The organism is Microbulbifer sp. ARAS458-1, assembly GCF_045348205.1.
In the GTDB taxonomy this organism is placed as follows: domain Bacteria; phylum Pseudomonadota; class Gammaproteobacteria; order Pseudomonadales; family Cellvibrionaceae; genus Microbulbifer.
This window is the reverse complement of the sequence record NZ_CP155838.1, coordinates 3,975,818-3,986,927: the sequence shown is the minus strand read 5'-3', so window position 1 is coordinate 3,986,927 and position 11,110 is coordinate 3,975,818. Positions and strand designations below refer to the sequence as shown.

Genomic DNA, 11,110 nt, shown 5'->3' with positions numbered 1-11,110 from the left:
TGACGTAGTCCTGTACCCCAATACGCGTATGGCTCCCCTGTCCGGTCGGTCGAATAATCGATAGCAACAAAAAATAACCAATCAGGGCCAAGACCAAGGGGAAACTTATGGAAAGGTTGTCAGGAGGTATGAGACTGGAAAGTGGTACGCAGTCGAATAAGTGGTATTTACGCAGCGCGATTGCCGCGGCGGTAGTGGCTGGCAGTGCGGTGGCGACGCCGGCGCTGGCCAAGCAGTTTGAATCGGAAGGTGGGCAGACGTTCAGTATTGGGGCGGGGTTCCGGTCTCAGTTTCAGTCTGTGGATGGGGATAGTGAATTTACCCTGCCGGATATCCGGGTGTATAGCTCGGGCCAGCTGAGCGATACGGTGAAGTTTACTTTTAATCTGCAGCAGCGCGATAACGATACTGCGGATGTGCTGGATGCGATTGCGCAGTTTGAATTTGCTCCAGAGTTCAATATCTGGGTGGGGCGGATGTTGACGCCGGCGGACCGGATTGAGATGAGCGGTCCTTACTACGCGCTTTCCTGGAACCAGTATCGCCAGCCGCTCTACGCATCCGACCAGGGAGGCCAGGCGGGGCTGATCGGGCGGGATGAGGGGATTACCTTCTGGGGTACCGCGGGTAAGTTTCAGTATGCGGCGGGCTCGTTTTACGGGGTGGACGGTTACAGTAACCAGGATGACAACCCGCTTTTTGCCGCGCGCTTTGCGTATAACTTCCTGAATATGGAGTCCAATCCGGGCTACTACACCAGCTCTACCTACTACGGTGGCCTCGGCAATATTTTCACTCTGGCGCTTTCCTTGCAGAGCCAGGAAGACGGTGTGGGCTCTGAATTCGAAGCGGGGGATTTCTCCGGCTGGACCATCGACATGCTGTCGGAAACCGTGCTCGGTGGCGGCGGTGTGGTGACGGTGGAAGCGGAATACAAAAGCTTCGATGCGGATTACACCCTGGCTTCCATGCCTACCACGGGTGACTGCTTCTGTCTGTTTGATGGCGAATCCGCTTTCGCCACTGCGGCCTACCTTTTCCCGAACGACGTTGGCCCGGGCAAGTTCCAGCCCTACCTGCGCCTGGTGGAGAACAGCCCATCTGATGGTGCCAGCAGCAGCTCAACCGAGCTCGGCCTCAACTATGTGGTCAACGGTCACAACACCCGCCTCAACTTCAATTATGTCTCAGGCGATGCCAATGCCTCGGGTTACGCAGGAGCAGACATGGATGTCCTGAGCCTAGGCATGCAGGTGCAGCTGTAAACCCAATTCAAATAATTCTGGAGCAAGTTTATGAAACTCAAAAAATATTTCGCCGGTCTCGCCCTGGCTGCCGGCACCACTGTTATCAGCAGCGTGGCCCTGGCCGCGGAAACCATCAAGGTGGGAGTTCTGCATTCTCTCTCCGGCACCATGGCCATCAGTGAAACGACCTTGAAAGACACGGTACTGATGATGGTGGACGAGCAGAACCGCAAGGGCGGTCTGCTGGGTAAGAAACTGGAAGCGGTAGTGGTGGACCCTGCATCCGACTGGCCCCTGTTTGCAGAAAAAGCCCGCGAGCTGCTGACCAAAGAAAAAGTGGATGTGATCTTCGGTTGCTGGACTTCCGTATCCCGCAAATCCGTTCTGCCGGTGGTGGAAGAACTGAATGGCTTGATGTTTTACCCGGTGCAGTACGAAGGCGAGGAGTCTTCCAGGAATGTGTTCTACACCGGTGCCTCTCCCAACCAGCAGGCGATCCCGGCGGTGGACTACCTGATGTCGGATCTGGAAGTGGAGCGCTGGGTGCTGGCGGGCACCGACTATGTGTATCCGCGTACCACCAACAAGATTCTGGAAGCCTATCTGGAAGCCTCCGGTGTGGCCAAGGAAGACATCATGATCAGCTACACCCCGTTTGGCCATTCCGACTGGCAGAGCATCGTGTCTGATATCAAGAAATTCGGCAGCGCCGGCAAGAAAACCGCGGTGGTCTCCACCATCAACGGCGATGCCAATGTGCCTTTCTACAAAGAGCTCGCCAACCAGGGCGTCAGTTCCGAAGACATTCCGGTAGTGGCTTTCTCCGTGGGTGAGGAAGAACTCTCCGGCATCGACACCGGCCCACTGGTAGGCCACCTGGCCGCTTGGAACTACTTTCAGGGCATTGATAGCGAAGCCAACGAGTACTTCGTACAGCAGTGGAAGAAATTCATTGGCGACGAAAAACGTGTAACCAACGATCCCATGGAAGCTACCTATATCGGTTTCAACATGTGGGCCAAGGCGGTGGAAAAAGCGGGTACCACCGATGTGGATTCCGTGGAGCAGGCGATGATCGGTATCGAGTTCCCGAACCTTACCGGTGGTGTGGCGAAGATGAACAAGAACCACCACCTGTCCAAGCCCGTATTTATCGGTGAGATTCAGGACGATGGCCAGTTCGAGGTGGTGTGGGAAACCGATGGCGTGGTTGCCGGCGATGCCTGGTCCGACTTCCTGCCGGGCTCCAAAGACCTGATTGCCGACTGGACGGCGCCGATCAAATGCGGCAACTACAACACCCAGTCCAAGGCCTGTAGCGGCCAGGCCCAGTAAGCTGAATGGCAAGCCGAACGGCAAGCTTACGGTTGAAACGTAAAAATGCGGAGAGTTTAGTGAAGGTTTTACTACTCAAGCTTTGGATGGCAGTAGCGGCGGTATTGCTGCTGCCAACCGGCAGTCCGCTGGCGCAACCCGAACCCACAGCACCCGCTGTGGGTTCTGTGCTCCAGCAGCTCCCAGGCGCCAGCCTGAAGAAAACCGGCGATCTGGTGCGACAGCTGGAGCAGGCCGGGGGTGCCGAGATGCGCCCTCTGTTTGAAGTGATGCTGGCCGGCGACCTCTATTATGTAAAAGAGAGCGGGCAGTTACTGCAGATTCAAAAAAACAGCGATGGTGCCCGCATGGGTATTTCGCTGTTTGAAGGCAAAAGTCTCGGGGAATTCAATTCCCGCGATATCAAAAAAGTACGGGTAAACAACCGTTTGCGTAGTCAGCTGCGCGACGCCATTGCCCGCATCGAACTGTTGCACGGCGATGAGGCGGCTCAAATAGCGGCGGTGCTCGCCATGCTGGACGATTTGAATGAACAGAATTTACGCCTGTTGCAAACCGCGCAACAGGCGGGGGTAAGCGCCGAGGTGAGCACGCTGATCGAACTGGCCGAGGCCATGGTTCAGTTGCGCACCAGCACCGATACCGCCGATCGACTCGCGGCCATTGAGGTGATGCAGGGGCGATTGGAGACACCGGTGCGCAATCAGCTACAGCGCCTGGTAAACAGCGATTCCGAACAGGATGTCGCGGTGGTGGCCGCCGCGCAAAAAGCACTGGATAAAATTTCCGGGCGCATGGAGTTTTACGGGCAGATGGAACAGCTGTTCTTCGGCCTGAGCCTGGGCTCGGTACTACTGCTTGCTGCCATCGGTCTCGCCATCACCTTCGGGGTGATGGGGGTGATCAATATGGCCCACGGCGAAATGATTATGCTGGGGGCCTATACCACCTATGTGATTCAACAGCTAATGCCAAACGCCATCGGCTATTCGCTGCTGGTTGCGGTGCCTGCGGCCTTTCTGGTTTCTGGCAGTGTGGGCGTGCTGATCGAGCGCGGAGTCATCCGACATTTACAGGGACGACCGCTGGAAACCCTGCTCGCCACCTTCGGTATCAGCCTGATCCTGCAGCAGGCGGTGCGCAGTATTTTCTCGCCGCTGAATATGCAGGTGGTTACCCCGGAGTGGATGAGTGGATCGCTGGCAATTAACCCGGTGTTTTCCATTACCTATAACCGCCTGTATATCCTGCTGTTTTCCCTTGCAGTGTTCGCCGCACTGGTGGCCATTCTGAAAAAATCTTCCCTGGGGCTGAATGTGCGCGCGGTATCCCAGAACCGGGATATGGCCAAAGCCATGGGTGTAAGAACGGAAATGGTCGATGCCATGACCTTCGGGCTCGGCTCCGGTATTGCGGGCGTTGCCGGTGTGGCGCTGTCGCAGTTGACCAACGTGGGGCCGAACCTCGGCCAGTCCTACATCATCGACTCGTTTATGGTGGTGGTATTCGGCGGTGTGGGCAATATGCTCGGCACTTTGGTGGGGGGCTTCTCCCTCGGTGTGGCGAATAAATTCCTCGAGCCTGCCACCGGTGCGGTGCTGGCGAATATTATTGTGTTGGTGTGCCTGATCCTGTTTATCCAGAAGCGGCCGAAAGGGCTGTTTCCCCAGCGCGGGAGGGCAGCAGAATGAGCACAGTAAAAACTGCCGCGCAAACCCTGTATCGCTGGTTTGCAGAATTCCGTCAACCCGGTCGCGGAACCTCATGGCTGGTGGGCGTGCTGCTGGTGGTTACCCTGGCCATGTCCGCCGCCAACCTGCTGTTGCCGCCGGAGTCTCCGCTCTATGTGAGCACCTACACCATCACCCTGATGGGCAAATACCTGTGCTTCGCCATGCTCGCCATGGCAGTGGATATTATCTGGGGTTACTGCGGCATTCTCAGTCTGGGACACGGGGCATTTTTCGCCCTCGGTGGCTACGGTATGGGTATGTACCTGATGCGCCAGATTGGCGACCGCGGTGTCTACGGCAATCCGGATCTGCCGGACTTTATGGTGTTCCTCAACTGGCAGGAATTGCCCTGGTACTGGTTCGGCATGGACCAGTTCTGGTTCGCAGTATTGGTGGCACTGGCGATTCCGGGCTTGCTGGCCTTTGTGTTCGGATGGCTAGCATTCCGCTCGCGGGTGACCGGCGTCTATCTGTCGATCATGACCCAGGCGCTGACCTACGCGCTGATGCTGGCGTTTTTCCGCAATGAAATGGGCTTTGGCGGTAACAACGGCCTCACGGACTTCAAGGATATTCTCGGCTTTGACCTGCAGGCGGATAGCACCCGGGTGGCGCTGTTGCTGGTTACAACCCTATTGCTGGTAATTGCTTTTCTGACCAGCCGCGCCATTGTCCAGTCGCGTCTGGGCCGCGTAATCGTCGCGGTGCGCGACTCCGAGGCGCGCGCGCGCTTTCTCGGCTACCGCACCGAACGCTACAAGGTTTGGCTGTTTGTCTACTCTGCGCTGATCGCCGCCGTGGCCGGAATGCTGTATGTACCCCAGGTGGGCATTATCAATCCCGGTGAATTCTCCCCGCTCAATTCCATCGAGGTAGTGGTGTGGGTGGCCGTGGGTGGTCGCGGCACCTTGTACGGTGCGATTGTCGGCGCGCTGCTGGTGAACTACGCGAAAACCCGTTTTACCGCACTGATGCCGGATGCCTGGCTGTTCGCGCTCGGCGCCCTGTTTGTAGTGGTCACCGTATATCTGCCGCGCGGTCTGGCAGGTCTGTTTGATCGCTTTACCAGCAAGAACGCTGAAACGGCCTGGCCGGAGCGAGCGAAAGAAAGCAATGGCGGGTTATCCACAGCGGAGGTAAGCGCATGAACAGCCTGAATCAAATTACCGAACAGGCGCGGGAAGTGATGCGCCGGGATACCACCTGGCCGTTTCTGGTGCCGCGCAAGCGCTCGGTGAATGTGTCGAAAAATGTGATTCTCTATCTCGAGGGGCTGAATGTCAGCTTCGACGGTTTTCAGGCGCTGAATAATCTGAACCTGTATGTAAACGATGGCGAACTGCGCTGCCTGATCGGCGCCAACGGCGCCGGCAAAAGCACCTTGATGGATGTGATTACCGGCAAGACTCAGTGCGATAGTGGCAGTGCCTGGTTCGGCCAGAACATCGACCTGCTGGCCCACGATGAAGCGGAGATTGCCCAGCTGGGTATCGGCCGCAAATTTCAGAAACCCACGGTATTTGAAGCGCACACGGTATTTCACAACCTGGAGCTTTCGCTGCAGGGCGCCAAGGGCGTATGGCGTGCGCTGACCGCCACATTGTCTGGCAGTGAACGCGATCGCATAGATGAAGTACTGGAAATTATCGGACTGGAAAAATCCCGTCATCAGCTGGCCGGGGCACTGTCCCACGGTCAGAAGCAGTGGCTGGAAATCGGTATGTTGTTGGCCGCGGAGCCGCGCCTGCTACTGGTGGATGAACCCGTGGCGGGAATGACCGCCGAGGAAAGCGAACGCACCGCGGAGCTGCTCACTTCCCTTGCCGGCAAGCACACGGTCATCGTGGTGGAGCACGATATGGAGTTTGTGCGCAGTATTGCGCGCACTGTAACGGTACTGCACCAGGGTTCGGTGCTCGCCGAGGGCACCATGGATCAGGTACAGAATAACCGCGACGTTATTGAGGTTTATCTGGGAGAGGAAGCATGATCCGGATCGAAAAGCTCAACCAGAAATACGGCGGCACCCAGATCCTGTGGGATCTGGACCTGGATATCGCACAGGGTTCCTGTACCTGCATTATGGGGCGCAATGGCGCGGGGAAAACCACATTGTTGAAATGCCTGATGGGATTATTGCCGGCCAGCGATGGGCGTATTCTGTATGAAGGAAATCCCATCGAGGGCAGTCCTGCGCAGGCGCGGGCCAAACTGGGTATCGGCTATGTGCCCCAGGGGCGGGATATTTTTCCGCTGCTGACCGTGGAGGAAAATCTGCAGATCGGTTTGCCCGCGCGCAGGGATGGACTGAAAAAAATCCCGGAACGGATCTTTGAACTCTTCCCTGTATTGAAAGATATGCTGCATCGCCGCGGCGGTGACCTGTCCGGCGGTCAGCAACAGCAGCTCGCCATTGGCCGCGCGCTGGTGATCGCCCCCAAAGTACTGATCCTCGACGAACCCAATGAAGGTATCCAGCCCAACATCGTTCGTCAGATTGGCGAGGTGGTAACGAAGCTCAATGAGGAGGACGGGCTGACGGTGATTCTGGTGGAGCAGAAGCTGGGCTTTGCGCGCAGAGTCGGCAAGGAGTTTCGTTTGATGCAGAAGGGAGCTGTGGTTGCAGCGGATAAAATGGCGAACCTGAATGATGAATTGATTCGCCAGTACCTGGCCGTATAAATTCCGTTATCTCTATTTTACCTGAGTACCTGCAGGTACTCGCTTTTCCCGTAATAATGGAATTCTTCCAGCGCGCTGTACGCCAGCTTGATGACATGGTCGTCGTCACTGTGCAGCGCCTTTTCCACAATCTCCGTCTGGCGTTGTGAGATGGCGCTCACTTCACTCTTCTCTACGGGCTGAATGTTTTTCGATCCGGTACTCAAATACGCAATCACCAGCCCCTGCCAGAAATAGCGCAGTGCCTCCTCGCGATTGTCGCAGTAGGGCAGGATCAAACGCAACGCGTGACAGCCGGTTACGCCGTGGAGCAGGGTAAAATCGCCGGTACCGAGATAAGCGTGTATGGCGACATCCGCAATATCCTCCAGCGCTATCGACTGTGGCTGGATAGGAGTATCCATCCAACCCGGTTGTCCGGTAACCGATTGCATATGGTCGGCGATATTGCCGGGAGCGAGGGGAATATCTGCAAATTTATTGCCAACCGATGTGAGTATTTCACTGGCTGAAGCCGCGACCTTTTCGTTGCTACTGCCCAGCTCGTGGTAATCCAGCGTCCAGTACGCGAGCCCCATGGCCACTTCTTCCAGGTGACGGGCGTCTACGCCGTAGGCGGTGCGGATCAGACCGTGAAAAGCGGCAGTAGAAATGGAGGGTAGCAGCGGTGGCAGTTCCTGCTGCAGGCACTTGGCAATACCTAATTGCCTGAGTTGCCGCTCGTAGTAATTGAGTACGCTGGGAAATAGATCCTCGCGATTGCGCCCCCGGGCGGGGTCTGCAATCTGCTCTACCGGGCTGGCCGGACGCGGTTGCAGGTGCGGTACGCTGCGATCAAAGGTGTACTTGAGCCGTAACGGAGCTGCACCCAGCCGGTCCAGTGCAATCAACACCATCGGCAGATGATTCGCTAGGTGATCGCCGTAACGCACGTGATACCGGCTACCGGCCTCCAGTAACTCCACGCAGTGTCGGGTGATGCTCACATTGTCTTCCTTCGGTCGAAATTTCGCCGTTCTCTGGATTTTCCTGCATTTTCAATAGTTTATGTTGGCGTGCTGCGCCTCTCCAAGTCTGTGGTTTGGATAAACTGTGATCTGGCAAACAATAATATTGTCCAACAAATAGAGTTTTGCTAGCGTATAGGCTCTTCGGGCCTAGATGTACGAAGAAAACAAAAATAAATGAATAAAAATGTGATGAGAGGGAAACGCCTTGAATATCAAGTACTTGATAGGCTTAGTCCTGCTCGCCAGTCTGGCGGGTTGCGACAATGGTTCCAGTAGCGATTCGGATACCAACCCACCTGATGTTGTGGTTCCTGAGCCAGAACCCGAACCCGAACCCGAACCCGAACCCGAACCCGAACCCGAACCCGAGCCAGAACCCGAGCCAGAACCAGAGCCCGAACCCGAAACAGGCCCCAATTTCGCCCGCGGTAGCCTGGGTGATAACGACTCTGTTCCTGCCATCAATTGCGATACCACAGTAAACAGTACTTCCGAGCTGGAAGACGCGGTCAGTTATGACATGGCTGCAGGCACTACCGTATGTCTCGCTGCCGGTGAATACACCGGTCTTGAGCTGAGCTTCGGTGGTATGGGTACCGAAGAAGCCCCCATCACCGTTGCTGCAGCGGAGTCTGGTGCGGTCACCATCGGTGGTGAAGTCAGCGTCAACATGAGCGGTGAATATGTGGTGCTGCAGGGCTTCGTCTTCAAAGATGGCACTTCTGCAAATAGTGACCTGATCCAGACTCGTGGTAACAGCAATACCCCTTGCAACAATTGCCGAATCACCGAAATATCCATTGTCGATTTTGACGTGGATAGCGAGGATTCCGGCAAATGGGTGCATATCTACGGTGCCAATAACCGCGTGGATCACAGCTGGTTTGCCGGCAAAACCACCCGCGGCGCGCTGTTGGTGGTGGATCGCTGGCTGGATACCGAAGGCGGTATGACTGTGGAAACCATGGAGGTGGACCGCGCGACCATCGACCACAACTACTTTGGCGATCGTCCGCCGGTGAATGGTAAAGCTTATGCCGATAATGATGACAACGAATACGAAGCGATTCGTATCGGCACCAGTGACTCCCACAAAGGCGACTCATTCTCCACCGTAGAGTACAACTACTTCGAGCGTATTCAGGGCGAAGCGGAAGTCATTTCCAATAAGTCTGGCAATAACACCATTCGCAATAACACCGTGCGTGACAGCTATGGTTCCATCACCACTCGTCACGGTTCCAGTGCCACCATCAGCGGCAACTTTATTCTGGGCGACGATCACCCGTTTGCCGGAGGGCTGCGTGTTGTGGATGACGGTCATACCATCGTCAACAACTACATTCAGGGGGCGCGTTATCTGAGTACCTTGCACCACGGTGGCATTGTGCTGATGGGCTCCGACGGTAGTGAGACGAACGGCTATCAGCAGGTCGAAAATGTTTTCGTTGCCCACAATACCATTGTGGATAGCGTGAACAGCCTGAATGTCGATGGCGGCGGCAAGTCTGCGAACCCACAAAATATCTATCTGCACAACAACATTATTGTCGATGCCGTTGGTCCGGTGATTGTGCAGGCGGCCGACGGTATGCCGTCCAACTCAGTGATCGGTGGTAACGTCTTCTACGGTGGTGCTTTCTCCGATAGCGAGGCACTGTCGTCTGTTGAGGGTATTACCTTTGCCGACGCACAGTTGGCAGCCGACGCGCGCGGTATTTTCCGTCCGGACGGTAGCGTCAATCTGGCGGCCGTCAGCGGGCTGGAAAGTGGCGGCTTCGGAGCGGTGACCGTGGATATGGATGGTCAAATGCGTAGTGAAAGCACCCTCGCCGGTGCAGACGAAGTGTCTGATGGCGCTGTCACTACGGGTGTTCTGACTTATGAGGATGTGGGTCCGATCAACTACACCCCGCCCATGAGTCGCGGCTTTGTCAAACAGGTAGCACTCGCCAACCACGATTTCGACAACGGCCTCGACGGTTGGACCAACAACGGCGCAGTACTGGCCACTGACCCTGCGGAAGTATTCTCTCGTGGCAGCAGCATCAAGCTGGATTCCCCGTCAGCGAGTGTTTCCCAGACCGTCACTCTGGAACCCAATACCAACTACACCCTGTCTGCCTTTGTAAAAGGGCACGCGAAACTGCAGGTGGTGATGGGCGAGGAAACCGTCAGTGGCGACCTGAGTAGCACCGACCAGTACCGGTTCGCCAGCGTGACCTTTAATTCCGGCGATGCCACCAGTGCAGAAATCTTCGCATTGATTGACGACGATGTTGCGAGTGAAGCCGCGATCGTGAATCCGAACTTCGACAATGGACAGGATGGCTGGGACGTGTACGAAGGCACTGGAATCGGCCAGGTTCAGGATTCCAGCAATTCGGCCAGCGGTGCCGATGGCTCCATCAAGTTTAAGTACAACGCAGATGATTTTGGCACTCCGGCGGACCCGAGTATTTCGCAAACCGTCAGTGTCGTCGCCAATACCGATTACACCCTGTCCATGTACATTCTGGAAAAGAATGGCTATGACGCAAAAGTGAAATTCGGTGTGAAAGGTGCCGATGGCTCGACGGTTGTCGCAGAAAAAGTATCGGATTACAGCCTGCTGGATGAAGCGCTGGAGGGCGACGACAGTTTCCGTCCCGACACCATCCAGTTCAATAGCGGTAGCAACACCTCACTGACCATCTTTGCTGAATACCAGGGAGATGGAAGTGAAGTGCGTGTGGACGATTTCAAGCTGGCGTTTGAAGGCGCACCTGCGGCCGATGCTGTGGTTCTGTTTGACAGCTTCCGCCTGGTTTCTCACAAGAGCGGAGAGTAATAGGTTGGCCGCGGTCACCACCGTGATGGCAGCGGCCACATCACTGGATACACAATGCACCCTTGCTATCGGGAGCATCCAATGAATTTATGGAAGCGAGGTGAGCTGGATATTCTCTGGGTCTGGGGGGCGCTGTTGCTTGCGACCTCTGCCTGGGAAGCATTTCAGTAAAACCATCAAAAAAGCCGGCGTACGCCCACTGCTGTCCCACAGTTTGGGATAACTGAAAAAGCCTGAACCAATCTGGTTACAATGATTCTGCGAAGAAAACAG

At 55.9% G+C, this 11,110-nt stretch carries 8 protein-coding genes; 7 read left to right on the top strand and 1 reads right to left on the bottom strand.

Annotated elements, in window-relative coordinates:
* Nucleotides 1–128: 128 nt before the first annotated feature.
* The 6 genes from AAFH99_RS16600 to urtE are packed head-to-tail and all read left to right on the top strand — an operon-like array spanning nt 129 to nt 6,997.
* Nucleotides 129–1,265 carry a hypothetical protein gene (locus tag AAFH99_RS16600; protein WP_406828294.1) on the top strand — a complete coding sequence of 379 codons (1,137 nt, stop codon included), beginning with the start codon at nt 129–131 and terminating at the stop codon, nt 1,263–1,265.
* 30 nt (nt 1,266–1,295) lie between these two features.
* Entirely contained in the window at nt 1,296–2,582 is a 1,287-nt protein-coding gene (gene urtA / locus AAFH99_RS16595; protein ID WP_043319312.1) for an urea ABC transporter substrate-binding protein, read from the top strand.
* Nucleotides 2,583–2,641: 59 nt separating this feature from the next.
* Entirely contained in the window at nt 2,642–4,273 is a 1,632-nt protein-coding gene (gene urtB / locus AAFH99_RS16590; RefSeq protein ID WP_231491848.1) for an urea ABC transporter permease subunit UrtB, read from the top strand.
* Nucleotides 4,270–5,463 (top strand): urea ABC transporter permease subunit UrtC, encoded by a 1,194-nt coding sequence (gene urtC, locus AAFH99_RS16585; protein ID WP_406828293.1) that lies wholly within the window; start codon nt 4,270–4,272, stop codon nt 5,461–5,463. Before urtB ends, urtC begins: the two co-directional genes overlap by 4 nt.
* A 38-nt stretch (nt 5,464–5,501) precedes the next feature.
* The gene (urtD, locus tag AAFH99_RS16580; RefSeq protein ID WP_406829193.1) at nt 5,502–6,305 is read left to right on the top strand and encodes an urea ABC transporter ATP-binding protein UrtD; all 804 of its coding nucleotides are present in this window, start codon (nt 5,502–5,504) and stop codon (nt 6,303–6,305) included.
* Nucleotides 6,302–6,997 (top strand): urea ABC transporter ATP-binding subunit UrtE, encoded by a 696-nt coding sequence (urtE, locus tag AAFH99_RS16575; RefSeq protein ID WP_043319308.1) that lies wholly within the window; start codon nt 6,302–6,304, stop codon nt 6,995–6,997. Before urtD ends, urtE begins: the two co-directional genes overlap by 4 nt.
* Before the next feature lie 17 nt (nt 6,998–7,014).
* On the opposite strand, the gene AAFH99_RS16570 is transcribed toward urtE, so the two are convergent.
* Entirely contained in the window at nt 7,015–7,983 is a 969-nt protein-coding gene (locus AAFH99_RS16570) for a questin oxidase family protein (RefSeq protein WP_406828292.1), read from the bottom strand.
* Between the two features lie 229 nt (nt 7,984–8,212).
* On the opposite strand from AAFH99_RS16570, the gene AAFH99_RS16565 reads away from it, so the two are divergent.
* Nucleotides 8,213–10,837, top strand: coding sequence for a chondroitinase-B domain-containing protein (locus AAFH99_RS16565; protein WP_406828291.1), 2,625 nt, complete (start codon nt 8,213–8,215; stop codon nt 10,835–10,837).
* Nucleotides 10,838–11,110: the final 273 nt, after the last annotated feature.